Consider the following 26,122-nt stretch of genomic DNA (forward strand, 5'->3'; position numbering starts at 1 on the left):
ATGCAGCCCTTGCAGCAGGGCCGCGCGGGCGGTCAGCCGGCGCGGCGGAAGAGTACGAATTCGAAACGATCGAGATCGGCCGGGGTGGTGACCTTGAAATTGTCCTCGCTGCCTTCCACCAGCAGCGGGCGCTGGCCTTGGCGCTCCATGGCCATGGCATCGTCGGTCACATCGACACCGGCGGCAGCGGCCTCGGACAGTGCGCGGATCAACTGGTGGCGGCGGAACAGCTGCGGCGTCAGTGCACGCCACAGGCGCTCACGTGGCTCGGTGCCGTCGATGCCACCATCATCACCAGCACGCTTGAGCGTGTCGCGTACCGGCGCGGCCAGGATGGCGCCGACCGGATCGGTGCGGCCCACTTCCAGCAGGCGGCCAAGATCGGCCTGCGACAGGTTCGGACGCGCCGCGTCGTGCACCAGCACGAATTCATCGGCACGCACGCTGTCCGGCAGGGCCTGCAGCCCCGCCAGCACCGAGGCGGCGCGGGTGGCGCCACCGGTGCAGGTCAGCACCGGCTTGCCGGCCCATTCGCTCCAGCCCGGCCAATCGGCATCGTCCGCACCGATCACCACCATCGCCCCGGCCACGGCCGGGTGTGCCAGCAGTGCGTCCAGGGTGTGGGCGAGCAGGGTCTGCCCGCCCGCCTGCAGGTACTGCTTGGGCAACGGCGCACCAAAACGCGTGCCGCGCCCTGCGGCCGGAACAACCACCCAGATCGCCGCGCTCATGGCACGTCCGCCGGATGGTCACCGGCCGGGGCCACAACCGGCGCAGGCTGCGCCGGACGCGTCGGTGCATCTTCCACGACGCGGTAGAACTTCTCGCCGGGCTTGATCATGCCCAGCTCGCTGCGCGCGCGCTCTTCGATGGCGGACTGGCCTTCCTTGAGGTCCTTCACTTCGGCAGCAAGCGCATCGTTGCGCTGCTGCAGGCCGTCATTGTCCCGCTCCTGGTTGGCGACCTGGGCTTCGAGCATCATCACTTCACCCGAATTGCCCGGGCCGAACCAGAAACGGTACTGCAGCCATGCCAGCAGCAGGGCCAGCAACAACAGCAGCCAGCGCCAGTCGCGCATCGGCTCAGCGCTTCAGCGACACGAACGCGTCACGACCCGCGTAACGCGCGCCGGCACCGAGGGCTTCCTCGATGCGCAGCAGCTGGTTGTACTTGGCCACGCGATCGCTGCGGCACAGCGAGCCGGTCTTGATCTGGGTGGCGGTGGTCGCCACCGCAATGTCGGCGATGGTGGTGTCCTCGGTTTCACCCGAACGGTGAGAGACCACGGCGGCGTAACCGGCACGGTCGGCCATGGCGATCGCTTCCAGCGTTTCGCTGAGGGTACCGATCTGGTTGACCTTGATCAGGATCGCGTTGGCGGTGCCCGAATCGATGCCTTCCTGGAAGATCTTCGGATTGGTGACGAACAGATCGTCGCCGACCAGCTGCACTTTCTTGCCGATGCGATCGGTCAGCAGCTTCCAGCCCGCCCAGTCGTTCTCGGCCAGGCCGTCTTCGATGGTGATGATCGGGTACTGCGCGGCCCAGTCGGCGAGGAAGTCGACGAACTGCTCGGAGGTCAGGCGCTTGTTCTCGCCGACCAGGTTGTACTTGCCGTTCTCGAAGAATTCGCTGGAGGCCACGTCCAGGCCCAGCAACACGTCTTCACCGGCGGTGTAGCCGGCCTTGCCAATGGCTTCGAGGATGGTGTCCAGCGCTTCGACGTTGCTGCGGAAGTCCGGCGCGAAGCCGCCTTCGTCGCCCACCGCCGTGCTCAGGCCGTGGCCCTTCAGCACCGACTTCAGCGAATGGAAGATTTCGGTACCGGCACGCAGCGCTTCGGAGAACGAGGTGAAGCCGACCGGCAGCACCATGAACTCCTGGAAATCGACGTTGTTGTCGGCGTGCGCGCCGCCGTTGATGATGTTCATCATCGGCACCGGCAGCGACGGGGTCGCGCCGGTCTTGGCGGCCAGGTACTGCCACAGTGCCTGCTTGCTGGAGGCAGCGGCGGCGTGCGCGGCAGCCATGGAAACACCCAGCAGTGCGTTGGCGCCCAGGCGGCCCTTGTTCTCGGTGCCATCCAGATCGATCAGGCGACGGTCCAGGCCGGCCTGGTCGGTGACCTCGAAGCCCTTCAGTGCGTTGGCGATGGCGCCGTTGACGTTGTCGACGGCCTTGCGCACGCCCTTGCCGAGGTAACGGGTCTTGTCGCCGTCACGCAGCTCCACCGCCTCCTTGGTGCCGGTCGATGCGCCGGAGGGAACCGCGGCGCGACCGAACGAACCGTCCTCCAGGGTGACTTCGGCTTCCAGCGTGGGGTTGCCACGGCTGTCGAGGATTTCACGGGCATGGATGCTGCGGATCGTACTCATGGTCGGGCCGGTTACCTGTATGGAGAGGGGGCGACAAAAACGAATGCCGCGTGATTATCCCCGGCTACCCCTCACTTGCCAAATGGCGTGATGGGCATCAGCCCCAGCTGGACCCGATCACGATCAGCAGCAGCGACACCAGCATCACCAGCAGGGCTCCGGCAATGGCCGCGCACACCGGCCCGCGCCGACGTCGCCAGGCCATCACCATCGCCACCAGGCTGCCCACGAAGGACAGCACCAGCGTGACCAGCGCGCCCAGCATCCAGTACTGCATGGCCTGCACGCCGTTGTTGCCATCCCCCGGCGGACGGAAGCTGGCGGCGAAGGCCAGCACGCCCACGAGCAGGCCGCCCCAGGCGAGCACCGACAGCAACAGGGCGATCAGGCCCCATGGCCAGCCGCGCGAGGGTTCAGGCGTCGTATTCATCAAAGAAGATCGTGCAGCAGGATGCCCGCCCACAGCGACAGCAGGACCATCGCCAGTGCAGCGGTAACCCTGCCCCGGTTCAGGCGCCAGCCGAGCACCGCGGCGAAAAGCCCTGCGGAAATGGTCAGCACTTCGGCCACCGCCAGGGCGATGACGAAGGGCATCAGGTTCACTACCGGACCGCCGGCACTGGACGGGCGCATGCCGGCACCGAACAGCATGCCGATGGCGAACACACCCGACACCGACAGCAATGCCAGGCCGAGTGCGATCGGGCCCCACGGCCACTGCTGCCAGCGCCGGCGACGACGCTGGATCTCCAGCGCCGCCTGCGGGTGCTGGCTCACGCGAAGCGCGAGAAGCCGTGCTTCTTGGTCACCGCGTCGAGCTCCATCAGGGTCTCGAGCAGGGCTTCCATCTGGTCCAGCGGCCACGCGTTGGGGCCGTCGGACAGCGCCTTGGACGGGTCCGGATGGGTTTCGGCGAACAGGCCGGAAATGCCCACGGCAACCGCGGCACGCGCCAGTACCGGCACATGCTCGCGCTGGCCGCCGGAACTGGTGCCCTGCCCGCCCGGCAACTGCACCGAATGGGTGGCGTCGAACACCACCGGGCAGCCGGTATCGCGCATCACCGCCAGCGAACGCATGTCGCTGACCAGGTTGTTGTAGCCGAAGCTGGCGCCACGCTCGCAGACCATGATCTGCTCGTTGCCGGTGGCCTTGGCCTTCTCGACGACAGGCTTCATGTCCCACGGCGCCAGGAACTGGCCCTTCTTGATGTTGACCGGCTTGCCGGCCGAGCACACCTTGCGGATGAAGTCGGTCTGGCGGACCAGGAACGCCGGGGTCTGCAGCACGTCCACCACCGAGGCCACTTCGTCCATCGGCGTGTATTCGTGCACGTCGGTCAGCACCGGCACGCCGATCTGCTTCTTGACCTCGGCCAGCACCTTCAGGCCCTCTTCCATGCCCGGGCCACGGAAGGCCGTGCCGGAGGTGCGGTTGGCCTTGTCGAAGCTGGACTTGAAGATGAAGTTCACACCGAGCCTGTCGGTCACTTCCTTCAGCTTGCCGGCGGTATCCAGCTGCAGCTGCATCGACTCGATCACGCAGGGGCCGGCGATCAGGAACAGGGGCTGGTCCAGCCCGACCTCGAATCCACACAGTTTCATGGCGTTTCCTTGTTGTCCGCTACACCGGCAGTGCCGGTGCGCTGGGGTTGAAGCGAGCAAGATGGGGGCCGGCGGCCCCCATGACAAGTCAGGCGCGCACTTCCTGCAGCAGCTTGCCGCCGGCCTTGCGCTCGCGCGCAGCACGGATGAAGCCGATGAACAGCGGGTGGCCATCACGCGGGGTGGACAGGAATTCCGGGTGCGCCTGGCAGGCCAGGAACCACGGGTGCTGGTCGCGCGGCAGTTCAACCACTTCCACCAGGGTGTCGTCCATCGACTTGCCGGCGATCACCAGGCCGGCGTCTTCCAGCTGGGTGCGGTAGCGGTTGTTGAACTCGTAACGGTGGCGGTGGCGCTCGGCGACCACGTCCTTGCCGTACAGTTCGCGGGCCAGCGTGCCCGGCTTCAGGCGCTGCTCCTGCAGGCCCAGGCGCATGGTGCCGCCCAGGTCACTCTTGTCGTCACGCTTTTCCACGTCGCCGGTGGCAGTGCGCCATTCGGTGATCAGGCCGATCACCGGGTTAGGCGACTGGCGATCGTTCTCGGTGCTGTTGGCGTCTTCCAGGCCCACCACGTGGCGCGCGTAGTCGACCACCGCAGCCTGCATGCCGTAGCAGATGCCGAAGTACGGCACCTTGTGCTCACGGGCGTACTGCGAGGTGAGCACCTTGCCTTCGAAGCCACGGTCGCCGAAACCACCCGGCACCAGGATGCCGTCGACATCGGCCAGCGCGGACATGTCGCTGCCTTCCAGGTCCTGCGCTTCCAGCCACTTCAGGGTGACCTTGGTGCGCTGGCGCAGGCCACCGTGCTTGAGCGCTTCGCCGACCGACTTGTAGGCGTCCTGGTGGTCGATGTACTTGCCGACCACCGCGATGGTCACCGCATCCAGCGGATGCAGGGTGGCATCGACGGCGTCTTCCCACATCGACAGGTCGGCCGGGCCGGCCTTGTCGGCCAGCTTCAGCTGGTTGATGACGATCTCGTCCAGGCCCTGTGCGTGCAGGCCCATCGGAATGCGGTACAGCACATCGACGTCGGGCACGCTGATCACCGCGCGCTCGGAGACGTTGGTGAACTGGGCGATCTTGCGACGCTCCGAATCCGGTACCGGCTGTTCCGAACGGCACAGCAGCACGTCCGGCTGGATGCCGATCGAGCGCAGTTCCTTCACCGAGTGCTGGGTCGGCTTGGTCTTCAGCTCACCCGCCGCAGCGATGTACGGCACCAGGGTGAGGTGCATGAACAGCGCCTTTTCCCGGCCGCGCTCGGTGCGTACCTGGCGGATCGCCTCCAGGAACGGCAGCGACTCGATGTCGCCGACGGTGCCGCCGATCTCCACCAGGGCCACGTCGAAGCCCTCGGTGGCTTCGTCCATGCAGCGACGGATCTCGTCGGTGATGTGCGGAATGACCTGCACGGTCGCGCCCAGGTAGTCGCCGCGGCGCTCCTTGCGGATCACTTCCTCATAGATGCGACCGGTGGTGACCGAGTTCTTGCGGCTCAGGCGGGTGCGCACGAAGCGCTCGTAGTGGCCCAGGTCGAGATCGGTTTCGGCGCCGTCGTCGGTGACATACACCTCACCGTGCTGGAACGGGCTCATGGTGCCCGGGTCGACGTTGATGTACGGATCGAGCTTCATCATCGTGACCTTCAGGCCACGCGCTTCGAGAATGGCGGCCAGTGACGCGGCGGCAATACCTTTGCCGAGCGAGGACACCACGCCGCCGGTTACGAAAATCAAGGGAGTCATGGCTGCAAGCATCCTGTCTGGAAATGGAAAACGGCAGCACCACGCCTGCCCGGGGGGCGGGCGTGGAGCAGAAAGGGGGTTTTCCGGTTCGCTGGAGCAGCGAGGGAGGTGCGGGCCCGGCCAGCGCAATGCGCCAGCGGGGAACCACCCTGCGAGGTCGGGGCGGCCGTGCCGGTCACTTCGACCGTCACCTGCGACCCGCTTTGCTGGAGGCCACGCTTGGCCGTGCCAGCCCATTCGCAAATGGTGGACACGCACTTACTCCCGGAAAGCCATAGTTTACAGATAGATGGCCGCCAACCCAAGGGGCAGATGGCGCCATCGGCAAAAAGAAACGCCCCGCTGGGCGGGGCGTTCGAGGGGGAGACCCTTGTGGCGAGGGCCTCGGAGGGGCAGAAGAATTACTTCTTCTTGCGTGCCTCTTCCTCTTCTTCCTGCTGCGGCACCGGCTGGCCCTTGGCCTTCATCTCGGCATTGGCCTGCGCGCGGCGCTTGGCCTTGGCCTCGGCTTCGGACTGCGCCTTGTCGGCCTGGTCACCCTGCTGCGGAGCAGGCTGGCCGGCGTTCTGCGCCAGCACCATCGGCACTGCAACAGCGGCGGCAGCCAGGATCGCAATGGTCAGCAACTTCTTCATGGAGTCCTCCTCGCGGTATGGCTCGGATGTGGGGGGCGCCGGTGTTCGGTTCCAGCGGTTGCCATTTTACCCCCTCCCCGCCAACGAGGCTGAACCGCAGGCGTGCAAATTCCCGGTCCAGACCGCACACTTGCCCGTCGCTCCACGCTTTCGAAGACAGATGAACGCCCGCTATAACGCCGCCGATATTGAAGTCCTGTCCGGCCTTGACCCGGTCAAGCGCCGCCCCGGCATGTATACCGACACCGCGCGCCCGAACCACCTGGCGCAGGAAGTGATCGACAACTCGGTGGACGAGGCCCTCGCCGGCCATGCCCGCTCGATCGAGATCACCCTGTTCAAGGACGGCAGCGTGGAGGTCAGCGATGACGGCCGCGGCATGCCGGTGGACATCCATCCGGAAGAGAAGATCCCGGGCGTCGAGCTGATCCTGACCCGCCTGCATGCCGGCGGCAAGTTCAACAACAACAACTACACCTTCTCCGGCGGCCTGCATGGCGTCGGCGTCAGCGTGGTCAATGCGCTGTCGACCCTGGTGGAAATCCACATCAAGCGCGACGGTGCCGAACACCGCATCACCTTCCGCAACGGCGACCGCGCCTCGCCGTTGGAAGTGGTCGGCACCGTCGGCAAGAAGAACACCGGTACCCGCCTGCGCTTCTGGCCGGACCCGAAGTACTTCGATACGCCCAAGTTCGCCGTGCGCGCGCTCAAGCACCTGCTGCGCGCCAAGGCCGTGCTGTGCCCGGGCCTGACCGTCAAGCTGACCGACGAAGCCACCGGCGAGGTCGACACCTGGTACTACGAGGATGGCCTGCGCGATTACCTGAAGCTGGAACTGGGCGATCGCGAGTCGCTGCCGGCTGATCTGTTCGTGGGCAACCTGAAGAAAGACACCGAGATCGTGGACTGGGCCGTGGCCTGGCTGCCGGAAGGCGAGCTGGTGCAGGAAAGCTACGTCAACCTGATTCCCACCGCACAGCACGGCACCCACGCCAACGGCCTGCGCACCGGCCTGACCGAAGCGCTGCGCGAGTTCTGCGACTTCCGCAACCTGCTGCCGCGCGGCGTCAAGCTGGCCCCGGAAGACGTGTGGGACCGCGTGTCGTTCGTGCTGTCGCTGAAGATGACCGACCCGCAGTTCAGCGGCCAGACCAAGGAACGCCTGTCCTCGCGCCAGGCCGCCGGTTTTGTCGAAGGCGCCGCGCACGATGCGTTCAGCCTGCTGCTGAACCAGAACGTGGAGCTGGGCGAGAAGATCGCGCAGATCGCCATCGAGCGCGCCAGTGCGCGCCTGAAGACCGAGAAGCTGGTCGTCCGCAAGAAGGTCACCCAGGGCCCTGCCCTGCCCGGCAAGCTGGCCGACTGCATCAGCCAGGACCTGTCGCGCACCGAACTGTTCCTGGTCGAGGGCGACTCGGCAGGCGGCAGCGCCAAGCAGGCCCGCGACAAGGATTTCCAGGCGATCCTGCCGCTGCGCGGCAAGATCCTCAACACCTGGGAAGTGTCCTCCAACAGCGTGCTGGCCTCGGAGGAAGTGCACAACCTGGCGGTGGCCATCGGCTGTGACCCGGGCAAGGAAGACATCAGCGGCCTGCGCTACGGCAAGGTGATCATCCTGGCCGACGCCGACTCCGACGGCCTGCATATCGCAACGCTGCTGACCGCACTGTTCCTGAAGCACTTCCCGGCGCTGGTCGATGCCGGCCACGTGTTCGTGGCGATGCCGCCGCTGTTCCGCATCGACGTGGGCAAGCAGGTGTTCTACGCCCTGGATGAGGAAGAAAAGCGCTCGATGCTGGACAAGATCGAACGCGAGAAGATCAAGGGCGCCATCAACGTGACCCGCTTCAAGGGCCTGGGCGAGATGAATCCGCCGCAGCTGCGTGAATCCACCATCCATCCGGACACCCGTCGCCTGGTGCAGTTGACCATCGACGATGGCGAGCAGACCCATTCACTGATGGACATGCTGCTGGCCAAGAAGCGCGCGTCGGACCGCAAGGGCTGGCTGGAGAGCAAGGGCGACCTGGCTTCGCTGGAAGTCTGATTCCGGTGCGTCATTGCACGGGGCCGTGGCGACGGCCCCAACCTCGCCGTGCGGGCATTGTTCACTCGGCGCGGGCGATCTGGCTTCGCTGGAAGTCTGATTCCCGGACCGGTGGTAGTGCCGGCCGCTGGCCGGCTGCTTTTCGCGAACCAGCGGGATACCTGGGTTGCCGGCCAGCGGCCGGCACTACCGGACCTCTTCGTGCTGCCGGCCAGCGGCCGGCATTACCGGGCCGTTGGATCGGCCGCCATCGGCAAACCCTGCGGGTCCATAATGCGCGTTCATCCGCGTGGACGACCCCATTGCCCGCCAACTCACTGCTGTTCCCCGGGCTGCCGCTGCACAGCGCGCGCCTGGTACTGAGCCCCATTCGCCGCGATGACGCCGCGGCCCTGTTCGCCCTGCAGTCCGACCCGGACGTGATGCACTGGTGGAACCACCCGGCGTGGACGCGTCCGGCCGAAGCACGCGCGCAGATCGACGACGACCTGGCTGCACAGGCGACCGGCACGCAGTTGAAGCTGGCCCTGCGCGAATCGGTGGACGGCCCCCTGCTGGGCATCTGCGTGGTGTTTGCCCTGGATCGGGATGCGGCGCGCGCGGAAATCGGCTATCTGCTGGCACCTGGCAGGCAGGGCCACGGCTACATGCATGAAGCGCTGCAGCAGGTGCTGGCCTATCTGTTCAACACCCTGCAACTACACCGGGTGGAAGCGGAGATCGATCCACGCAACCACGCCTCGGCACACGTGCTCGAACGCCTGGGCTTCCACCGCGAAGGCCTGCTGCGGCAGCGCTGGCGTATCCAGGGTGAACTGGCCGACTCGGCCGTGTATGGGCTGCTGGCCGACGACGCGGTGCGCTCAGCCACCGTCGCTTGACCGGATCAGGCCACAACGCCGGCCCATGCCTTTGGACACATACGGTGCGCGGCACCCCGCCCTAGCATCGGGGTCCCTTCCGCTGCCGTTCCGGTGCCATGAAGTTCCTGCTGCACTCTGCCGCGCTCTGCGTCGGCCTGCTGATCGCCCCTGCCTGCGTGCTGGCCGCGCCTGCTGCTGACGGTGCCTCCGAAACGAAAGAAGAGAAGACCGAAGCCGCTCCCCTGCCGGCCGATGCGTCGGCTCGCCAGAGCATGCGCCTGGCTGGGCGCACCCTCGACTACACCGCCACCGTCGGCACCCTGCCGGTACGCGATGCGAAGGGCAAGGTGATCGCCGATGTGGTGTTCACCGCCTACACGATGCCGGGCAAGGACCGGCCGGTGACCTTCGCGCTCAATGGCGGCCCCGGCGCGTCTTCTGTGTACCTCAACCTGGGCGCCATCGGCCCGAAGGTGGTGACCTTCGGTTCGGAAGGCGACAGCGCATCGGCGCCGGCGAAGCTGCACGACAATCCCGGCACCTGGCTGGACTTCACCGACCTGGTGTTCATCGACCCGGTCGGTACCGGCTTCAGCCGCGCCCGCATCGGCGATGAGGAGGCGAAGAAACAGCTGTATACGCCCAGTGCCGATGTCGAGTACCTCTCGCGCACGATCTACGACTGGCTGCTGCGCAACCAGCGCATGGCCTCGCGCAAGTACCTGACCGGCGAGAGCTATGGCGGCTATCGCGGCCCGCGCATCACCCACTTCCTGCAGACGCGCCTGGGCGTGGCGATGAACGGCCTGGTGCTGGTGTCGCCTTACCTGAGCCCGACCCTGGAAGACAACGCCGATGTCTCGCCGATGGCGTGGATGCAGACCCTGCCGTCGATCGCTGCCGCGCACCTGGAACGCCAGGGCAAGCTGACCGACGCGGCGATGCGCGAGGTGGTCGAGTACACCCGCGGTGACTACGCCACCGCGCTGATGAAGGGCCGCAGCGATCCGCAGGCGACCGAGGCGATGCTGCGCCGGGTGGCCGAGTTGACCGGCCTGGACCCGCAGTTCGTGCGCCGCGCCGGCGGTCGCCTGGAAACCCAGGCCTACCTGCGCGAGGTGTTCCGCGACAAGGGCACGCTGGGCAGCCGCTACGATTCCAACGTCACTGCGTTCGATCCGTTCCCGAACGATCCGGAGCAGCGCGCCAACGATCCGCTGCTGGACAGCATCATCGCCCCGACCACCACCGCGATGGTCGACTTCGTCACCCGCGAGGTCGGCTGGAAGGTGGATGCGCGCTACCAGGCACTGAACTACGACGTGAACCGTCTGTGGGATCGCAATGGTGACCTGCGCGAAGGTGCGGTGACCCAGCTGCGCCAGGCCGTGGCGATCGACCCGCATCTGCAGGTGCTGATCGTGCATGGCTGGAATGACCTGTCCTGCCCGTTCATGGGCTCGATCCTGACGGTGGACCAGATGCCGACGATGGGCAGCAACCCGGACCGCGTGCAGGTGCGCAGCTATCCGGGCGGGCACATGTTCTACAGCCGGGCTGACAGCCAGGCGGCGTTCCGCAGGGATGTGCAGGCGTTGTTCCAGCGCAATTAAGGGGTTGTCGGCCGGGCCTGCGGCCCGGCACCCGCGGAATCGACGGCAACGGCAACGGCAGCGGCAACGTCAAAAGCGGGCTTTCCGTGGGTTGGCAGGTTCCGGCTGCTGTTGGTGGGTGTCGACTTCCTGCTGCTGTTGGTAGGTGTCGACCTTGGTCGACACTGTTGATCCCCGCCATGCGTGGATAACGGAAACCGGATGCTTCATGAAATGAAAAAGCCCGCCGGAATCCGGCGGGCTTTTTGTTTCCAGCGTTGGCGTGGAACTCAGGTCCAGCCGAGCAGCTCGAACAGCTTCAGGATCAGGTAGGCGCAGCCGCCTGCCGCCGGGATGGTCAGGATCCAGGCCCAGACGATGCGTTCGATCACGCCCAGGCGCAGCGAACGCGGGTTCTTGGCGAAGCCTACGCCCATGATCGCGGTGGAGATGCTGTGGGTGGTCGATACCGGCATGCCGAAGTGCGCCGCCAGGGTCAGCACGGTGGCCGAGCTGGTTTCCGCGGCGAAGCCGTGGATCGGGTGCAGCTTGACCATCTTGTGGCCCAGGGTCTTGATGATCTTCCAGCCGCCCGAGGCGGTACCGGCGGCCATCACCACCGCACAGGTCAGCACGATCCACATGGCAATGCCGTCGCCGGCGTGCGCGTCCGGATGCATGAAGGCCAGCCACGACGGCAGGTCGTTCAACGCGCCGGTCGCCTCGGCACCGATCAGGGTCATCGCGATGATGCCCATGGTCTTCTGCGCATCGTTGTGGCCGTGGGCAAAGCCCATGTAGGCCGCCGAAGCGATCTGTGCCTTGCCGAAGAACGCATTGACGATGCGCGGACGTGCCAGCCGGCCGATCGCGCCGCCGATCTTGGCCAGGCCTGCGATCAGTGCCCACAACAGCACCATCACTGCGATGCCGAGCAGGAAGCCTGCGATCGGCGAGGTGATCATCGGCACGAACACCTTCCACAGCAGGCCCTTGTTCTGCGCCCAGCTGCCAAGCCGTTCGGACCAGATCAGCGCGTCCCAGTTGTTGTGGGCCGCAGCCAGGCCGGCGCCGCACAGGCCACCGATCAACGCGTGCGAGGACGAGGACGGCAGGCCCTTCCACCAGGTGATCAGGTTCCAGATGATGCCGCCGAGCAGCGCGCACAGGATCACCTGCGGGGTCACGTCGACCACGTTGGTGTTGAGCAGGCCCGACGCGATGGTCAGTGCGACCGCGGTGCCGGTCAGGGCACCGATGAGGTTCATGAAGGCGGCAAGCATGACCGCCCAACCGGGCGACAGTACTTTGGTTGCCACCACGGTAGCGATGGAGTTGGCGGTATCGTGGAAGCCGTTGATGAACTCGAAGACGAGCGCGGCCAGGATCACCACCAGGACTAGGGTGAGCATCGGTACCGGCCCGTCAGCTGTTCTTCAACACGATCTGGTACGCCACCACACCGGCCTCGCGGCAGCGGTCGATGGCCTTTTCCAGGATCTCGAAGAATTCCTTGAGCAGGAACATCTGCAGGTTGTCCAGGCGACCGGAATAGATGTCACGGTACAGCTCGAGCATCAGGCGATCGGCCTCGTTTTCCAGCGAGCGCAGGCGCTCGTTGAGCGCGGTCATCCGGTCCAGGTTCATGTGGCGCAGGTCGGCGACCATCTCCACCACTACGCCAGCGGCCTGCTCCAGCATCGCCGCGCGCGGCGCGAAGTCGATGTGTTCCAGGTGGGTGGTGGCCAGCGAATAGCGATCGGCGAACTTCTCGATCTGCTTGGGAATCTTGTACAGGGCCGAGCCCAGCGCTTCGATGTCTTCGCGCTCGATCGGGGTCATGAAGCTGTCCACCAGCGCCTGGCTGATCTTGTCCGAGGCCGCGCGTTCGCGCAGACGGGCCAGCTTGAAGGCATCCAGGGCGGGCTGGCGATCGGCGTCGCGCAGCATGGAATGCAGTGCCTTGGCGGCGTCGGAAGCCGCGACGGCAGCCTCATCGAGCAGGGTGTAGAACTGTTTGCCGGAACCGAAAATGGTCTGCAGAGAGAACATTGAGAAACCTGTCAGCCGTCGCGGGAAGGACGGCACCAGTGCGAATTATGACGGCTAGATGACCATCACGGGTATCCCTGCCCCTTTCCGGGGGTCAGGACGCCCAAAACTGAACAGGCATTTGCCACCGAGCCACGGCCCTTTGCTAAGATGCCAGCGCGCCTTCGGGCGCACCTTATGGACGACGACCCTTATCCCCCAGCGCCGCGCCGGACCCCGTTCCTGAGCGCCTGCCGCCATCGCAAGCACCCGCCCTCCCTGCCACCAACCGGGGACGATGCCCGTGTTTGAAATGATCCTGATTGTTTTCGCGCTTGTTCTGCTGAACGGCTTCTTTGCCATGTCCGAGATGTCAGTCATGACCTCGCGCAAGAGCCGGCTGAAGCAGCTGGCCGGCAATTCCAAGCGCGCGGCCAAGGCCCTGGAGCTGTCGGAGAAGCCGGAAGCCTTCCTGTCCACCGTCCAGATCGGCATCACCGTGATCGGCGTGCTGACCGGCTTCCTCGGCGGCGAGGCCCTGGGTGAAGCCATCGGCGGCTGGATCCAGGGGCTGATGCCGGGCTTCGCCTACGCCGGCGGCATCGGCAAGGCCCTTGCGGTCACCTTCATCACCTTCATCACCCTGATCTTCGGCGAACTGGTGCCCAAGCGCCTGGCCCTGACCCGCTCGGAGGACATCGCCGGCCTGGTGGCGCTGCCGATGAGCTGGCTGGCCAAGCTGGCCTTCCCCTTCGTCTGGCTGCTGTCCAAGACCACCCAGCTGGTGCTGCGCCTGTTCGGCCTGGGCAAGGACGAGGTCGCGTCGGTGACCGAAGAGGAGATCCGCATGCTGGTGGCCGAGAGCCACGAGGCCGGCGTGATCGACAGCCACGAGCGCGACATGATGAACCGCGTGATGCGCCTGGGCGACCGTACCGCCGACAGCCTGATGACCCCGCGCAACCGGATCGCCTGGCTGGATACGCTGGGTGGCCTGGACAAGAACCTGGAGATCATGGCCGAGCACGAGTTCTCGCGGTACCCGGTGTACCGCGACAACGACATGGACGTGGTCGGCGTGCTTGAGCTGAAATCGCTGGCCACGCGGATGGCACGCGGCGACAACGCGCTGTTCCAGACGTTGCGCGAACCGCTGTACGTCTCCGAATCCACCCATGCGATGAAGCTGCTGGAGATCTTCCGCGAAGAACAGCAGTCGATGGCGCTGGTGGTGGACGAGTACGGCGAGATCCAGGGCCTGGTAACCATCAGCGATTTGATGGGCGCGGTGGTCGGCCGCCTGCAGGCAACGGAAAATGCCGACGAGGACGCGCTGGTGGTGACCCGTGAGGACGGCTCGCTGCTGGTGGACGGCTCGCTGCCGATCGAGGACCTGCGCGAGCTGATCGGCAGCAACGACCTGCCCGACGCCGAGGATGGCGATTACTACACCCTGGCCGGCATGTGCATCCACTTCTTCGGCCGCATCCCCCACGCGGGCGAGTACTTCGACTGGGCCGGCTGGCGCTTCGAGGTGGTCGATCTGGACGGTGCGCGCGTGGACAAACTACTGCTTCGCACCCTGTCCGACGAGCAGGCCGATGAGCTCACCGCCTGACGCCGGCCCCGGCGCTGCATCGCCGGAGTACCGCAACGAGGGCATCCGGACCCTGCTGGCGATGTTCGCCTTCGGTGACCCGGCCCAGCACATGAAGCTGGGGCAGATCCTGCAGGATCTGCAGCAGAGTGCCTTTGGTGTATTCCTGTTCGTCGCCATCCTGCCGGCCTTCATCCCCATCCCGGGGCTGGGCGGCGCAGTCAGCGGTCCGTTGGTGATCCTGATCGGCCTGCAGATGCTGTTCTGCATGCGCCGGCCCTGGCTGCCCGGCTTCATTGCCCGTCGCGGGCCGAAGCGCGGCACCATGCACCGGTTCCTGGATCGCATCGATGGTGCCCTGCGCCGCCTCGACCGCATGCTCAAGCCGCGCATGCCGCAACTGCTGACCCCGGCTCCCGCCCACGCCTTCAGCGGCCTGCTGCTGGTGCTGCTGGGCCTGCTGCTGTCGTTGCCGATTCCGTTCACCAACTATCTGTTCGGCTTCCAGTTGCTGCTGTTCGCGCTGGCCCTGCTTGAACGCGACGGCGCGCTGATGTTGTTCAACTGGGTGGCTGCGCTGGTGGCGATCGCTTTCTTCGGCTTCAGTTCCGGGCAGCTGGTGGGCTACACCGTCGACCTGTTCCAGCGCTGGTTCTGAGCGCCTGCCGCTGCGCTCGCCGGGCATGGTCCGGCGCTACCCTGAGCCCCGCCCGGTAGCGCCGGGCCATGCCCGGCGGGTTGCTGCAATCAACGCAGATCGATGAATCCGTTGTCGCCCAACCGTGCCGGTTCATCCTGCACCGCCGACAACACGAAACTCAACGCCGAGCCGAGCAGCGTGCCCGGTCCGTCCCAGTACTCGGCGGTCTCTGCACGCACGTGGATCAAGCGCAGGCTTGGGTCATCCGGGCCGCCCGGGAAGAACAGCTTCATCGCCGGCGACCACAGCTCTTCGACCTTCGCGCGGTCGTCGATGATCCGTGCCACGCCGGCTACCGACACATACGTATTCTTCGATGGCGAGGCATAGGCCACGTTGACCCGCGGGTCGAGCGCGATCTCGGCCACCTTCGGGCTGTCGGCCGCAGTGGCGAACCACAGGTCGCCATCGAAGGCGACCTGCTGGGTGCCAAGCGGACGGCTGTAGAGGCGCCCATCGACACCACGGGTGGTGAACATCGCCACCTCCACGTCCTTGATCAGTTCAGCCAGCTGGGCAATGTGCTCGGTACGCGATTCGTCCATGGGGGACTCCGGAAGTGGGAGTCCCCATCAGACGCGTCCGCACCGCAAATTGCCGTGACGCAATTGTTCAGCCCGCGTGGCGGGCATGCCAGGCGTGCATTGCCAGCTCGAACGAGCGAAGGCGCGCGCGGTGGTCGTACAGGTTGGCGGTAAGCATCAGTTCGTCGGGCTGATGGCGCTCGACGAACGCCGCAATGCCATCGGCGACCTGCTGCGGATCACCCAGCACGGTGCACGCCAGCGCCCGCTCCACGCCGAGCTTCTCGTGGGGTTCCCAGAACGCTTCGATGTCATCGATCGGCGCCGGAATCTTGCCCGGACGGCCGCGACGCAGGTTGACGAAGCTCTGCTGCTGGCTGGTGAACAACCGCCGCGATTCGGCCTCGCTGTCACTGGCCACCACGTTCAACGCCAGCATCGCGTGCGGCTGCTTGAGCGTGGCCGAAGGGCGGAATTCGCGGCGATACACCGCAAGCGCTTCATCCATGGAATCGGGGGCGAAGTGCGAGGCGAAGGCGTACGGCAGGCCCATCGAGGCGGCCATGCGTGCGCCGAACAGGCTGGAACCGAGGATCCAGGTCGGCACCCGCAGGCCGCCACCCGGTACGGCCTGCACCGCCTGCCCAGGCTGCACCGGTTCGAAGTAGTGCAGCAGCTCGCGTACGTCCTGCGGGAACTGGTCGGCACTGTCGAAATAGCGGCGCAGGGCGCGGGCGGTCGGCTGGTCGGTACCCGGCGCGCGGCCCAGGCCCAGGTCGATGCGATCGGGATACAGCGAAGCCAGCGTGCCGAACTGCTCGGCCACCTGCAGCGGCGCATGGTTGGGCAGCATGATGCCACCGGCGCCGACGCGGATGCGTTGGGTGCCACCGGCCACATGACCGATCAGCACCGCCGTGGCGGCACTGGCGATGCCAGGCATGTTGTGGTGTTCGGCCAGCCAGTAGCGGCGGTAGCCCAGCGCATCGGCATGCTGGGCCAGCTCAAGCATGTTGGCAAAGGCGGCAGTGGTATCGCTACCCTCGCAGACCGGGGCCAGGTCGAGAATCGACAACGGGATCATCAGGCGGTTTTCCGTCACAGGATCCCCGTTTGATGGGGTCGCCCTGCCGCCACGGCCAGTGCCGGTGGCGGGACGCTGATTCCTGCCTGGCCGGTTCAGGCCCGCAGGCCAATGTGGAAGGGTCAGAACGCGCTGGGGCGTGGCTCGGGCAACGGCTCGTCCACCAAAGGCTTCAGTTCGGCATCCAGCGCCACCCGTTCGTCGAACACGAAACAACGACCTTCGTAGCCCTCACCGCCCACTTCCTCGAAGTAACCGAGGATGCCGCCATCGAGCTGCAGCACGTTGTCCATGCCGTCGTTGAGCATCCACAGCGCCGCCTTCTCGCAGCGGATGCCACCGGTGCAGAAACTGACCACGGTGCTGTCCTTCAGCGCTTCACGATGGGGTGCCAGCGCCTCGGGCAGATCGGTGAACTTGTGGATGGGCAGTACCAGCGCATCCTTGAAGGTGCCGTACTCGATCTCCTGCAGGTTGCGCGTATCGAGCATCACCACGCGCTTGCCAGCATCATCATGCCCCTGCCGCAGCCAACGCTGCACGGTGGCAGGATCGATGGCCGGCGCGCGCGGGTAGTCCAGCGGCTGGCCATCGTCACGACGGAAGCTGATGATCTCGTCCTTGACCTTGGCCTTCAGCCGCGCGAATGGCTGGTGCTCGCTGAAGCTGGTCTTGACCCGCATATCGGCGAAGCGCGCATCAGCACGCAGTTCCGCGTAGAAGCCATCGATCGCGGACGGTGCACCCGCCAGGAACAGGTTCAGCCCCTCGCCCGCCACCAGGATCGTCCCCTGCAGGCCGGACGCCTCGGCACACGCCTGCAGCTGGTCGCACAGGGCCTGGGGGGCGTCGATGACGGCGAAATGATAGGCAGCGGTATTGGCGATCATCCCGCCATTTTAGCGCCTGACCGCCCCCGCATCAGCCTCCACCGTTCATCCACGCATGGCGTGGATCTACCACAGTGTCGACCAAGGTCGACATCTACCGACAGCACCCGGAACGCGTCCGGGGCGGGGCGGTATAGGCAGGCGGGACCGTTGGCGCGATGGATGGCGCCATCGAGCCCCCAAGGATGGGTCTACGGCGTGTCCCGCCTGCCTATACCGCCCCGCCCACCACGGAACGCCCGCTGTTGCTGTTGCTGTTGCTGTTGCTGTTGCTGTTGCTGTTGCCGTTGCCTCTGCGGGTGCCGGGTGCAACCCGGCCGGACCCCCTACCCCCGCAGCAGCATGAACGGCAGCAGCACCAGTGCCGCCGCCACCGCCATGCCCAGCAGCACCAGCACCACGAACACAGGGCGGCGCCGGAACAGGCTGCCAAAGGTCTCGGCAGTGCCGTCGCGCAGGGCCTGTTCGCGCTCGGCACGGACCCGCACGCCACGGGCCGCCTGGTAGTCGGCCATCAGCGCCTTGGCACGCGGCTGGTCGGCATCCTCGCGCAGCCACAGGCCACCGTTGGAGATGCCCCACGGACTGGGTTCGGTGCGGTACCAGGCGATGCCGTGCTGGTCCAGCAGCGTGCAGACATCGGCATATTCGTCGTTGCCGACATTGCGCAGATTGAGCAGGAGTTTTGCCATGCCACCATGATACCCGGCGCCGATGCGCTAACCTTGCCGCCCTCGACTCATCGCCCCTGGAGACGCCTGATGCGCCGCCTGCTGCTTCCCCTGCTGCTGTCCCTCGCCGCCGTTGGTTGCTCGTCGGAGCCCTCCGGTCCGCCGCCGGGAGGCACCATTGCCACGTTCGAGCGCATCGACACCCAGCCGGGCAGCGGTGCCGAGGCCGTGCCGGGCCAGAAGGTCAGCGTGCATTACACCGGCTGGATCTACGACGAGCGCGCCGACAACAAGCACGGCAAGACCTTCGACAGTTCGGTCGAGCGCGGCGAGCCGTTCACCTTCACACTGGGCGCAGGCCAGGTCATCCGCGGATGGGATGAAGGCGTCGCCGGCATGAAGGTCGGCGGCAAGCGCACGCTGATGATTCCGCCCGAATTCGGCTATGGCGACCGCCAGGTCGGCCCGATTCCGGCAGGTTCGTCGCTGGTGTTCGACGTCGAGCTGCTCAATGTCCAACAGTGACGTCCGCCCGCCGCGCCGCATCGCCGTCATCGGCGGCGGCCCGGCCGGGCTGTTTGCCGCCGAGCGGCTGCGCGCGGCAGGCCTGGATGTCGATCTGTACGAGGCCAAGGGCTCGCCGGGCCGCAAATTCCTGATCGCCGGCAAGGGTGGGCTCAACCTCACCCATTCCGACCCGCGCCCACTGTTCGACAGCCGCTACCGCGAGCAGGCCACCCGCGTCGGCCGCTGGCTGGATGGTTTCGACGCGCAGGCGCTGCGCGACTGGGCCGCTGGCTTCGGCGTGGAGACCTACGTCGGCAGTTCCGGCCGGGTGTTCCCGGTCGACCGCAAGGCGGCACCGTTGCTGCGCGGCTGGGTCCGCCGGCTGAAGGAACAGGGCGTGCGCCTGCACGTCAACCATCGCTGGCTGGGCTGGAGCGACGACGGCGCTCTGCGTTTTGCCACCGACAACGGCGAACTGGAGGTGCGTGCCGATGCGACCGTACTGGCACTGGGCGGCGGAAGCTGGCCGCAGCTCGGCAGTGACGGCGCATGGGCTCCCGCGTTGCAGGCCCGCGCCGTGGACATCGCGCCGCTGCAATCGGCCAACTGCGGATTCGACGTTGCATGGACGCCGTTCTTCGCGCAACGCCATGCGGGTGCACCCCTGAAGCCGGTCGTCGCACATTGGCATGGCCTCGACGGTGAGCCCCGCGCCCTGCAAGGGGAGTGCGTGGCCAGCGAGTACGGTATCGAAGGCAGCCTGATCTACGCCCTGTCGGCCGACCTGCGCGAAACCCTCAACCGCGACGGCCATGCCACTCTGTGGCTGGACCTGGTTCCGGGCCGCGACGAGGCACGGCTGCTGGCCGACCTTTCGCAGCCGCGCAAGGGACGAAGCTTCGGCGAGCACCTGCGTCGCCAGGCCGGACTGGACGCAGTGAAGACCGCACTGGTGTTCGAAACACTGGGCAAGGATGCCGGCAACGATCTGGCCGCGGTGATCGCCACATTGAAGCGCCTGCCACTGCGCCTGCTGCGCCCGCGGCCGATGGCCGAGGTGATCAGCACGGCCGGCGGCGTGCGCCTGGACGCGCTGGACGAGGGCCTGATGCTGCGTGCCTTGCCCGGCGTGTTCTGCGCCGGAGAGATGCTGGACTGGGAAGCGCCGACCGGGGGTTACCTGTTGACGGCGTGCTATGCCAGCGGACTGCGTGCGGCAGAGGGCGTGAACGCGTGGTTGGCCACGCGTTGATCAACGCGCGATAGCGCCGGAAATTTCACGCCGGCCGGCGCATCTTCACCGACGCCAATGCCACGCCACTGGGATGCGGATACAGTTCCTCGCGCTCGGCGACGAAGCCCTGCCGCTGGTAGAACGGCACGGCGTTGAGCGAGGCCGACAGCACCACCTCCCGCGTCGGGTCGGCCAGGGCCAGCAACCGCTGCATCAGCGCCTGGCCGATACCCTGCCCGCCCCGATCCGGATCGACGAACAGCGCATCGATCTCGTTGCCCTCGGCATCGAACACACCGAACCCCAGCACATTGCCCCGGTCATCCTCGGCCACGACGCAGCCGCCCTGCCCCAGCAGCCGCGAATACTGCACCGGCGGCGGCGATGCCGACCAGGGTGCAATCACCTCCGGCGGATAGTGGCTGCTGCACAGCTCACGTACGCAGCGCGTTCGCAGGGCCCACAGTGTGCCCACATCATCGTCGGTACCCGTCCTGAACTGCATGCAGCCTCCGTATGCCTCTGCTTTTCATGCCCTGCAACGCGGGTCACCGCGACTTGCTGGCCCGCAGCGCCTGGATCTTCGGTGGCGGCTGGAACGAATCGCTGCGTGCGTCCGCCCAGAACGAATGGAACACCGCGTGGTCGGGCACCTTGTGCAACAGCTCGCCCGGTTCCAGGTAACGATACAGCGAGGCCAGCGAACGGATCTCGACCGGTGACACCCGGCGCAGAATGTGTTCCGGGCCGAGCTCGGCCGGATCGTTCAAGCCCGCCGCGCACAGCAACTCCTTCAGCGCGTGCAGGGTGTGCTCGTGGAAGCTGTACACGCGCGTGGCCTTGTCCGGTGCATCCAGATGCTTCCAGCGCGCCGGATCCTGGGTCGCGATGCCGGTCGGGCACTTGTCGGTATGGCAGCTGAGCGACTGGATGCAGCCCAGCGCGAACATGAAGCCGCGCCCTGCATTGCACCAGTCGGCACCCATGGCAATGGTGCGGGCGATATCGAACGCGCTGGTGATCTTGCCTGCAGCACCAATACGGATGTGCTCGCGCAGGTCCAGGCCGACCAGGGTGTTGTGCACCAGCAGCAATGCTTCGTGCATCGGCACCCCCACGTGATCGACGAACTCGGCCGGTGCCGCGCCGGTACCGCCTTCGGCGCCATCGACGACGATGAAATCAGGCAGCAGACCGGTCTCGTGCATCGCCTTGGCAATGCCGAACCATTCCCACGGGTGGCCGATGGCCAGCTTGAAACCAACCGGCTTGCCACCGGACAGTTCGCGCAGGCGGGCGACGAACTGCAGCAGTTCAACCGGCGTGGAGAAGGCCGAATGGCGCGATGGCGACACGCAGTCCACGCCCATCGGCACGCCACGCGTCACCGAGATCTCGGCGGTGACCTTCGGCGCCGGCAGCACCCCGCCATGGCCAGGCTTGGCACCCTGCGACAGCTTGATCTCGATCATCTTCACCTGATCGTGGTTGGCATTGGCAACGAAGCGTTCCTCGCTGAAGCCGCCCTTCTCGTCACGGCACCCGAAGTAGCCCGAGCCGATCTCCCACACCAGGTCGCCGCCCATCTCCCGGTGATACGGCGAAATCGAACCTTCGCCGGTGTCGTGGTAGAAACCACCCCGGCGCGCGCCTTCGTTCAGTGCACGGATCGCATTGGCCGACAACGAGCCGAAACTCATCGCCGAGATGTTGAACACGCTCGCCGAATAGGGTTTGGCGCAGTTCGCGCCGATCAGCACGCGGAAATCATGCTTGGCGATAGTGGTGGGCGCCAGCGAATGGTTGATCCATTCGTAGTCCACCGCATACGTGCTGCGCAGGGTACCGAAGGGCACCGTGTCCATCTGGTTCTTGGCGCGCTGGTAGATCAGCGCACGCTGCTGCCGCGAGAACGGCACATCCTCCAGGTCGCTCTGCACGAAGTACTGGCGGATCTCCGGGCCGATCGATTCCAGGCCATAACGGAAGTGCGCCATCACCGGATAGTTGCGGCGCAGGGTGCTGCGCTTCTGCAGCAGGTCCCAGGTCCCCAGCGCCACCATCGCAGCTGTAATGCCGACGCCCCAGTACCAGGCCGGCCAGATCGTGGCCAGCCACAGGCAGATCGGAAACATCACGATGGCGAGCAGGTAGACGATATACCGGTGCATGGCGTTCCTCGGTTGCAACTGCCCCGAGTCTACCGCGCAAGCACCTACAGGCGATCGTCGACCACGCTGCGCGGCCAGGCGGACTTCACGTCATAGACCAGCCCACCGGGCGCCAACAGGCTGCGGATATGGGCATCGTCCATCGCCTTGAAGCTCTCATGCGCCACCGCCAGCACCACCGCGTCGTAGCTGCCGGGCACCGGCTCGGCCAGCCAGTTCACGCCTTCGTCCGCCATGGCAGCCGGCCCCACCCACGGATCGCTGACGTCCACCTGCGCGCCGCTGCCGGCCAGCCGCTGGGCCAGTTCCAGCGCGCGGCTGTTGCGCAGGTCCGGGCAGTCCTCCTTGAAGGTCACGCCCAGCACCAGAATGCGCGAGTGCGCTGGCATGCGGCCACGTTCGGCCAGCATCGCCAGCACCCGTTTGGCCACATGTTCCCCCACCCGGTTGTTGACCTGCCGGGCGGTGTGGATGAGGTCGGGGTGGTAGCCCATGCTTTCGGACTTGTGCAGCAGGTAGTACGGGTCCACGCCGATGCAGTGGCCTCCCACCAGCCCCGGCCGGAACGGCAGGAAGTTCCATTTGCTGCCTGCGGCGTCGAGCACATCCTGGGTGTCGATGCCGAGGCGATCGAAGATCAGGGCCAACTCGTTGACCAGCGCGATGTTGACGTCGCGCTGGATGTTCTCCACCACCTTGGCCGCTTCGGCGACCCGCATCGACGGCACCGGGAACGTGCCGGCGGTGATGATCCGCTGGTACAGGCCATCGACCACCGCAGCCACGTCCGGCGTTGAACCGGAGGTGATCTTGCGGATGTCGGCCAGGCGCCGTTGGCGGTCACCCGGGCTGACCCGCTCGGGACTGTAGCCGCAGTAGAAATCCTCGTTGAAGCGCAGGCCCGAGCCCTGTTCCAGCAGCGGCACGCAGACTTCTTCGGTGGTGCCCGGGTAAACAGTGGATTCGTAGATCACCAGGTCACCGGCGCGCAGATGGCTGGCGATCAGTCGCGTCGCCGAGCGCAAAGGCTCCAGATCAGGCTGCTCGTAGGCATCGATCGGCGTGGGCACGGTGACGACGTAGACGTTGCAGGTGTCGAGCTGTGCCGGATCGCTGCTGTAGCGCAGCAGCGACGCGCTGGCCAGTTCATCCGGTTCCATCTCCAGCGTGTGGTCCTGCCCGCCGGCAAGTTCGGCGATGCGTGCGGAATCGATATCGTATCCCAGGGTGGGCAGCTGGCGGCCGAAAGCCACCGCCAGTGGCAGCCCGACATATCCCAGGCCGATGATGGCCGGGGACGGCATCTGTGCTGCGCCGATCGGCGCGCTCATGCGCGGCGTCCAGCAGGCGGCAACGGTGTCCACTGGGTCATGCGAGGGTCCGGGTGCAGGCAAACATGCCGACAAGGTTAACCGCGGCAGCGGCGCCAGACCACGCCCCGATCAGGACCCGAGGCTGACGGCCGCCGGCTCGAGTTCGCCGTGCCGCCCCGTCCAGGCCCGCAACAACAGGCAGAAGCCATGCTCCGGGGGCTCTTGCGCCAGGCTGAAACCATGCCATGGGGCCGCCACGATGCTGCCCAGCGTCGCCGCATCCACGTGCCGGTTGGCCATCGTCCAGCGCGGGAACCAGCGGCTCGGGATTGGGCCTGCGGCAAGTTGGATGATGCTGCCGTGGCGACGCGCGTTGCCGATCCGCGCGTGCACCGAAGCCAGCCCATCCCGTGGGCCTTCGATGTACTGCAGGAAACGGCTGCCATCGAACATCAGCGCCCCGGTCACCCCGGCCATGCGGTTGAACGCGGTCGCATCGGCCAGCAATGCATCGAGCTCGGGCACGTCCAGTCCCTCCCTGGCCGTGCTGACATAGGCGTACGCATGCAACGGCATGTCCATCACTCCCCTCCTGAGTGCAGAGGAATATGACAGGAAGCACGAGGACTTCAAGCGTTGGTTATTCCGGCGGCGACTCGACCTGGTAGCCGCGTTGCACCAACGCATCCAGATAGCCCTCGCCCAGCAGCAGGCTGACCGGCACCGTCGCGAAGGTGCCTGGGTGACGGCTCAGCGCGGCATCCACGCCCTGCAGCCAGCGCGTGCGTACCTGCTGCGGCATATCGCTCCAGCCGCGCCGGCGCACGAAGGCCGAATCCTGCAGCAGTTCGCGGCAGGTCTGGGCCATCGACGAGCCCGACAGCCGACGCAGTGCCGCGACATCCCCCAGCGCCCAGGCGTTGGCGCGCTCGCGCAGCACCGGTGCCTGGAATTCCACCGTGTCGAGCGTGCGTTCGAAACACGCGCGGTCATCGACTTCGGTGGCCTGCAGCTCCTTCAACGTGCCACGGATGTCGTCGACCTTCAGCTTGACCTGCACGTCTTCCGGCTTCAGATCGTGCGCCTTGTACGCGCGCCCGAGTGCTTCCTTGACCTGCTTGCCATCGCGCAGGCCGTTGCGCTTGAGGAAGGCCTGGTACAAGCGGCCGGAGGCCACCAGCGGACGGTCCTTTTCCACGCCACGGTCATTGCCCAGGTAGGTCTGTTTCAGGCCGAGCCAGCGCGCGTGCGTTGCCGGCGGCAGGATCTGGTCAAGCGTGCGCCCCTGCGGATCGCGCGCCGTCTTCAACGCCAGTGGCAGCAGGGTAAGGCCCTTGAACACACCGATCTTCGCATCGAGGGCGAAACCCGGATCGCCCAGCACATGGTCGACGCCGGCAATGGTCCGTTCGACTTCGTCAGAGCGCCATTGCACACCGCTTGGCAACGGTGAGACCGTGCCCAGGATCCACAGCACGTGCCCCTGCGGAGCGGTGACCTTCCAGAGGCCGGGGCCGGGCTGTTCGCCGGTCACCTGCACCGTGTCCATGTCCACCACCGGGCCAGTGGGCGCTGGTGCCTGCTGCGCGGCGGCCGCGCCTATCGCCAGCATCAGCCCCAGCACGGCACTGCATCCGATCCATCGCCTGCCACGTGCACGCATATCGCCATCCCCGGGTACGTTGGCGGACTGTACCCAGCGCCGCGCCCGGTTGCGTAAAAGCCGCGTTAGCCGGCGGCAGTGGCGGCGATTCCGTTACAATCGGCGCGCGCTGCAGGCCCGGATGGCGAAACTGGTAGACGCATCGGACTTAAAATCCGCCGGGGGCAACCCCATGCCGGTTCGATTCCGGCTCCGGGCACCACCCAATCAAGCATCGACGCCCCCGCACCACGTCCGCACATCGCTGGTTGCACAGCAGCCCGCCGGAGGGAATGCGGCCATTCGGCTGCCCTCTCCCCGATCAGGACGCCTTCAGGCCGGCATGGCAGAATCGAACGCGCCATACCGGCCGCCGAACGACGCATAAGGAGATCAGCCATGAAGTGGATAGGGATCGCATCATCGCTGGCACTGGTCACGCTGCTCGCCCAAGCTACTGCACCGGCATCGGCGCAGAGCCGTTCGGACAGCCACCGCAACCTCGACGGAAGCCTGGATATCCGCAACAGTGACGGATCGTCCAGCCGAATCAAGCGCGACCTGTCCGGCCGGGTGATCGCCGAGCACAGCAACGGCAGCCGTTCAACCACCACCACCGATCTGAGTGGCCGCAAGCGCACCACCCACAGCGATGGCAGCTACTCCAACAGCAGCACTGACCTGAGCGGCAACATCCGCACCCAGTACAGTGACGGCAGCTACTCGGTCAGCAAGCGTGACCTGAGCGGCAGGTGGCGCACCGAGTACAGCGACGGCTCCTACTCCACCAGCGTGCGCGATCTGAGCGGCAACTGGAGCACCACCTCCAGTGGTGGCATGGCCGCTCGCCACCCCGAACGCGGCGTCGGCAAGCGCTGAGGCCTGC

The 26,122-nt window shown here is 66.4% G+C and carries 27 protein-coding genes and 1 tRNA gene; 9 read left to right on the forward strand and 19 right to left on the reverse strand.

Annotation, left to right across the window (positions count from 1 at the left end):
- Window positions 1-32: 32 nt before the first annotated feature.
- The 8 genes from ispD to ACUXVE_RS15100 all read right to left on the reverse strand — a co-directional run bounded on the left by ispD (window position 33) and on the right by ACUXVE_RS15100 (window position 6,367).
- Window positions 33-731 carry a 2-C-methyl-D-erythritol 4-phosphate cytidylyltransferase gene (ispD, locus tag ACUXVE_RS15065; RefSeq protein ID WP_445514702.1) on the reverse strand — a complete coding sequence of 233 codons (699 nt, stop codon included), beginning with the start codon at window positions 729-731 and terminating at the stop codon, window positions 33-35.
- Complete coding sequence (ftsB, locus tag ACUXVE_RS15070; RefSeq protein WP_093820071.1) at window positions 728-1,078, reverse strand: cell division protein FtsB; 351 nt, start codon at window positions 1,076-1,078, stop codon at window positions 728-730. Before ftsB ends, ispD begins: the two co-directional genes overlap by 4 nt.
- A gap of 4 nt (window positions 1,079-1,082) precedes the next feature.
- The gene (gene eno / locus ACUXVE_RS15075) at window positions 1,083-2,375 is read right to left on the reverse strand and encodes a phosphopyruvate hydratase (RefSeq protein WP_445514703.1); all 1,293 of its coding nucleotides are present in this window, start codon (window positions 2,373-2,375) and stop codon (window positions 1,083-1,085) included.
- Between the two features lie 97 nt (window positions 2,376-2,472).
- Window positions 2,473-2,805 (reverse strand): hypothetical protein, encoded by a 333-nt coding sequence (locus ACUXVE_RS15080; protein WP_093820073.1) that lies wholly within the window; start codon window positions 2,803-2,805, stop codon window positions 2,473-2,475.
- Window positions 2,805-3,152, reverse strand: coding sequence for a hypothetical protein (locus ACUXVE_RS15085; RefSeq protein ID WP_445514704.1), 348 nt, complete (start codon window positions 3,150-3,152; stop codon window positions 2,805-2,807). Before ACUXVE_RS15085 ends, ACUXVE_RS15080 begins: the two co-directional genes overlap by 1 nt.
- Window positions 3,149-3,979, reverse strand: coding sequence for a 3-deoxy-8-phosphooctulonate synthase (gene kdsA / locus ACUXVE_RS15090; protein WP_012510652.1), 831 nt, complete (start codon window positions 3,977-3,979; stop codon window positions 3,149-3,151). The genes ACUXVE_RS15085 and kdsA overlap by 4 nt, the downstream gene beginning before the upstream one ends.
- Before the next feature lie 88 nt (window positions 3,980-4,067).
- Window positions 4,068-5,732 carry a CTP synthase gene (locus ACUXVE_RS15095; protein WP_445514705.1) on the reverse strand — a complete coding sequence of 555 codons (1,665 nt, stop codon included), beginning with the start codon at window positions 5,730-5,732 and terminating at the stop codon, window positions 4,068-4,070.
- A gap of 401 nt (window positions 5,733-6,133) precedes the next feature.
- Entirely contained in the window at window positions 6,134-6,367 is a 234-nt protein-coding gene (locus ACUXVE_RS15100; protein ID WP_025878895.1) for a hypothetical protein, read from the reverse strand.
- 160 nt (window positions 6,368-6,527) lie between these two features.
- Here ACUXVE_RS15100 and parE point away from each other — a divergent pair, with 160 nt between their 5' ends.
- From parE to ACUXVE_RS15115, 3 genes are all read left to right on the forward strand, one after another.
- Window positions 6,528-8,417: a DNA topoisomerase IV subunit B gene (gene parE, locus ACUXVE_RS15105; protein WP_025878894.1), complete on the forward strand. Its 1,890-nt coding sequence runs from the start codon at window positions 6,528-6,530 to the stop codon at window positions 8,415-8,417.
- A gap of 302 nt (window positions 8,418-8,719) precedes the next feature.
- A complete protein-coding gene (locus ACUXVE_RS15110; protein ID WP_059063745.1) occupies window positions 8,720-9,298 on the forward strand; it encodes a GNAT family N-acetyltransferase in 579 nt (192 codons plus the stop codon).
- Between the two features lie 98 nt (window positions 9,299-9,396).
- The gene (locus tag ACUXVE_RS15115) at window positions 9,397-10,893 is read left to right on the forward strand and encodes a S10 family peptidase (protein ID WP_088101354.1); all 1,497 of its coding nucleotides are present in this window, start codon (window positions 9,397-9,399) and stop codon (window positions 10,891-10,893) included.
- A 269-nt stretch (window positions 10,894-11,162) separates the two neighbouring features.
- Here ACUXVE_RS15115 and ACUXVE_RS15120 read toward each other — a convergent pair whose 3' ends face one another.
- Together ACUXVE_RS15120 and ACUXVE_RS15125 are read right to left on the reverse strand one after the other, a co-directional pair.
- Window positions 11,163-12,284 carry an inorganic phosphate transporter gene (locus tag ACUXVE_RS15120; protein WP_025878891.1) on the reverse strand — a complete coding sequence of 374 codons (1,122 nt, stop codon included), beginning with the start codon at window positions 12,282-12,284 and terminating at the stop codon, window positions 11,163-11,165.
- A gap of 13 nt (window positions 12,285-12,297) precedes the next feature.
- Window positions 12,298-12,924 (reverse strand): DUF47 domain-containing protein, encoded by a 627-nt coding sequence (locus ACUXVE_RS15125; protein WP_025878890.1) that lies wholly within the window; start codon window positions 12,922-12,924, stop codon window positions 12,298-12,300.
- Between the two features lie 277 nt (window positions 12,925-13,201).
- Here ACUXVE_RS15125 and ACUXVE_RS15130 point away from each other — a divergent pair, with 277 nt between their 5' ends.
- Together ACUXVE_RS15130 and ACUXVE_RS15135 are read left to right on the forward strand one after the other, a co-directional pair.
- On the forward strand, window positions 13,202-14,521 hold the full coding sequence (locus ACUXVE_RS15130; RefSeq protein WP_093820083.1) for a hemolysin family protein: 1,320 nt from the start codon (window positions 13,202-13,204) through the stop codon (window positions 14,519-14,521).
- On the forward strand, window positions 14,505-15,158 hold the full coding sequence (locus tag ACUXVE_RS15135; protein WP_025878888.1) for an exopolysaccharide biosynthesis protein: 654 nt from the start codon (window positions 14,505-14,507) through the stop codon (window positions 15,156-15,158). The genes ACUXVE_RS15130 and ACUXVE_RS15135 overlap by 17 nt, the downstream gene beginning before the upstream one ends.
- An 89-nt stretch (window positions 15,159-15,247) precedes the next feature.
- Here the strand turns inward: ACUXVE_RS15135 and ACUXVE_RS15140 are convergent, their stop codons facing one another.
- The 4 genes from ACUXVE_RS15140 to ACUXVE_RS15155 all read right to left on the reverse strand — a co-directional run bounded on the left by ACUXVE_RS15140 (window position 15,248) and on the right by ACUXVE_RS15155 (window position 18,390).
- On the reverse strand, window positions 15,248-15,745 hold the full coding sequence (locus ACUXVE_RS15140) for a pyridoxamine 5'-phosphate oxidase family protein (protein ID WP_025878887.1): 498 nt from the start codon (window positions 15,743-15,745) through the stop codon (window positions 15,248-15,250).
- A gap of 67 nt (window positions 15,746-15,812) precedes the next feature.
- Window positions 15,813-16,808 carry an LLM class flavin-dependent oxidoreductase gene (locus ACUXVE_RS15145; protein ID WP_032976501.1) on the reverse strand — a complete coding sequence of 332 codons (996 nt, stop codon included), beginning with the start codon at window positions 16,806-16,808 and terminating at the stop codon, window positions 15,813-15,815.
- A 122-nt stretch (window positions 16,809-16,930) separates the two neighbouring features.
- On the reverse strand, window positions 16,931-17,698 hold the full coding sequence (locus ACUXVE_RS15150; RefSeq protein ID WP_222390001.1) for a sulfurtransferase: 768 nt from the start codon (window positions 17,696-17,698) through the stop codon (window positions 16,931-16,933).
- 326 nt (window positions 17,699-18,024) lie between these two features.
- Complete coding sequence (locus tag ACUXVE_RS15155; protein WP_222390003.1) at window positions 18,025-18,390, reverse strand: DUF6164 family protein; 366 nt, start codon at window positions 18,388-18,390, stop codon at window positions 18,025-18,027.
- 69 nt (window positions 18,391-18,459) lie between these two features.
- On the opposite strand from ACUXVE_RS15155, the gene ACUXVE_RS15160 reads away from it, so the two are divergent.
- Window positions 18,460-18,894 (forward strand): FKBP-type peptidyl-prolyl cis-trans isomerase, encoded by a 435-nt coding sequence (locus tag ACUXVE_RS15160; RefSeq protein ID WP_025878883.1) that lies wholly within the window; start codon window positions 18,460-18,462, stop codon window positions 18,892-18,894.
- On the forward strand, window positions 18,881-20,128 hold the full coding sequence (locus tag ACUXVE_RS15165) for a TIGR03862 family flavoprotein (RefSeq protein WP_445514706.1): 1,248 nt from the start codon (window positions 18,881-18,883) through the stop codon (window positions 20,126-20,128). The genes ACUXVE_RS15160 and ACUXVE_RS15165 overlap by 14 nt, the downstream gene beginning before the upstream one ends.
- Before the next feature lie 25 nt (window positions 20,129-20,153).
- Here the strand turns inward: ACUXVE_RS15165 and ACUXVE_RS15170 are convergent, their stop codons facing one another.
- The 5 genes from ACUXVE_RS15170 to ACUXVE_RS15190 all read right to left on the reverse strand — a co-directional run bounded on the left by ACUXVE_RS15170 (window position 20,154) and on the right by ACUXVE_RS15190 (window position 25,218).
- Window positions 20,154-20,615, reverse strand: coding sequence for a GNAT family N-acetyltransferase (locus ACUXVE_RS15170; RefSeq protein WP_222390007.1), 462 nt, complete (start codon window positions 20,613-20,615; stop codon window positions 20,154-20,156).
- Window positions 20,616-20,658: 43 nt separating this feature from the next.
- Window positions 20,659-22,281, reverse strand: coding sequence for an FMN-binding glutamate synthase family protein (locus tag ACUXVE_RS15175; protein WP_222390009.1), 1,623 nt, complete (start codon window positions 22,279-22,281; stop codon window positions 20,659-20,661).
- A gap of 44 nt (window positions 22,282-22,325) precedes the next feature.
- On the reverse strand, window positions 22,326-23,612 hold the full coding sequence (locus ACUXVE_RS15180; RefSeq protein ID WP_445514707.1) for a nucleotide sugar dehydrogenase: 1,287 nt from the start codon (window positions 23,610-23,612) through the stop codon (window positions 22,326-22,328).
- Window positions 23,613-23,723: 111 nt separating this feature from the next.
- On the reverse strand, window positions 23,724-24,176 hold the full coding sequence (locus ACUXVE_RS15185; protein ID WP_312786223.1) for a BLUF domain-containing protein: 453 nt from the start codon (window positions 24,174-24,176) through the stop codon (window positions 23,724-23,726).
- A gap of 58 nt (window positions 24,177-24,234) precedes the next feature.
- The gene (locus ACUXVE_RS15190) at window positions 24,235-25,218 is read right to left on the reverse strand and encodes a TraB/GumN family protein (protein WP_222390011.1); all 984 of its coding nucleotides are present in this window, start codon (window positions 25,216-25,218) and stop codon (window positions 24,235-24,237) included.
- Window positions 25,219-25,372: 154 nt separating this feature from the next.
- Between ACUXVE_RS15190 and ACUXVE_RS15195 the strand changes: the two genes are divergently transcribed.
- A tRNA-Leu gene (locus tag ACUXVE_RS15195) sits at window positions 25,373-25,459 on the forward strand.
- A gap of 176 nt (window positions 25,460-25,635) precedes the next feature.
- Complete coding sequence (locus tag ACUXVE_RS15200; protein ID WP_445514708.1) at window positions 25,636-26,115, forward strand: hypothetical protein; 480 nt, start codon at window positions 25,636-25,638, stop codon at window positions 26,113-26,115.
- Window positions 26,116-26,122: the final 7 nt, after the last annotated feature.

Source organism: Stenotrophomonas sp. 3(2025) (genome assembly GCF_052665395.1).

Coding starts and splice junctions, on each gene's coding strand:
- ispD (WP_445514702.1), bottom strand. CDS start 731: ATGAGCGCGGCGATCTGGGTGGTTGTTCCGGCCGCAGGGCGCGGCACG.
- ftsB (WP_093820071.1), bottom strand. CDS start 1,078: ATGCGCGACTGGCGCTGGCTGCTGTTGTTGCTGGCCCTGCTGCTGGCA.
- eno (WP_445514703.1), bottom strand. CDS start 2,375: ATGAGTACGATCCGCAGCATCCATGCCCGTGAAATCCTCGACAGCCGT.
- ACUXVE_RS15080 (WP_093820073.1), bottom strand. CDS start 2,805: ATGAATACGACGCCTGAACCCTCGCGCGGCTGGCCATGGGGCCTGATC.
- kdsA (WP_012510652.1), bottom strand. CDS start 3,979: ATGAAACTGTGTGGATTCGAGGTCGGGCTGGACCAGCCCCTGTTCCTG.
- ACUXVE_RS15095 (WP_445514705.1), bottom strand. CDS start 5,732: ATGACTCCCTTGATTTTCGTAACCGGCGGCGTGGTGTCCTCGCTCGGC.
- ACUXVE_RS15100 (WP_025878895.1), bottom strand. CDS start 6,367: ATGAAGAAGTTGCTGACCATTGCGATCCTGGCTGCCGCCGCTGTTGCA.
- parE (WP_025878894.1), top strand. CDS start 6,528: ATGAACGCCCGCTATAACGCCGCCGATATTGAAGTCCTGTCCGGCCTT.
- ACUXVE_RS15115 (WP_088101354.1), top strand. CDS start 9,397: ATGAAGTTCCTGCTGCACTCTGCCGCGCTCTGCGTCGGCCTGCTGATC.
- ACUXVE_RS15120 (WP_025878891.1), bottom strand. CDS start 12,284: ATGCTCACCCTAGTCCTGGTGGTGATCCTGGCCGCGCTCGTCTTCGAG.
- ACUXVE_RS15125 (WP_025878890.1), bottom strand. CDS start 12,924: ATGTTCTCTCTGCAGACCATTTTCGGTTCCGGCAAACAGTTCTACACC.
- ACUXVE_RS15130 (WP_093820083.1), top strand. CDS start 13,202: ATGCCCGTGTTTGAAATGATCCTGATTGTTTTCGCGCTTGTTCTGCTG.
- ACUXVE_RS15135 (WP_025878888.1), top strand. CDS start 14,505: ATGAGCTCACCGCCTGACGCCGGCCCCGGCGCTGCATCGCCGGAGTAC.
- ACUXVE_RS15140 (WP_025878887.1), bottom strand. CDS start 15,745: ATGGACGAATCGCGTACCGAGCACATTGCCCAGCTGGCTGAACTGATC.
- ACUXVE_RS15145 (WP_032976501.1), bottom strand. CDS start 16,808: ATGATCCCGTTGTCGATTCTCGACCTGGCCCCGGTCTGCGAGGGTAGC.
- ACUXVE_RS15150 (WP_222390001.1), bottom strand. CDS start 17,698: ATGATCGCCAATACCGCTGCCTATCATTTCGCCGTCATCGACGCCCCC.
- ACUXVE_RS15155 (WP_222390003.1), bottom strand. CDS start 18,390: ATGGCAAAACTCCTGCTCAATCTGCGCAATGTCGGCAACGACGAATAT.
- ACUXVE_RS15160 (WP_025878883.1), top strand. CDS start 18,460: ATGCGCCGCCTGCTGCTTCCCCTGCTGCTGTCCCTCGCCGCCGTTGGT.
- ACUXVE_RS15165 (WP_445514706.1), top strand. CDS start 18,881: ATGTCCAACAGTGACGTCCGCCCGCCGCGCCGCATCGCCGTCATCGGC.
- ACUXVE_RS15170 (WP_222390007.1), bottom strand. CDS start 20,615: ATGCAGTTCAGGACGGGTACCGACGATGATGTGGGCACACTGTGGGCC.
- ACUXVE_RS15175 (WP_222390009.1), bottom strand. CDS start 22,281: ATGCACCGGTATATCGTCTACCTGCTCGCCATCGTGATGTTTCCGATC.
- ACUXVE_RS15180 (WP_445514707.1), bottom strand. CDS start 23,612: ATGAGCGCGCCGATCGGCGCAGCACAGATGCCGTCCCCGGCCATCATC.
- ACUXVE_RS15185 (WP_312786223.1), bottom strand. CDS start 24,176: ATGGACATGCCGTTGCATGCGTACGCCTATGTCAGCACGGCCAGGGAG.
- ACUXVE_RS15200 (WP_445514708.1), top strand. CDS start 25,636: ATGAAGTGGATAGGGATCGCATCATCGCTGGCACTGGTCACGCTGCTC.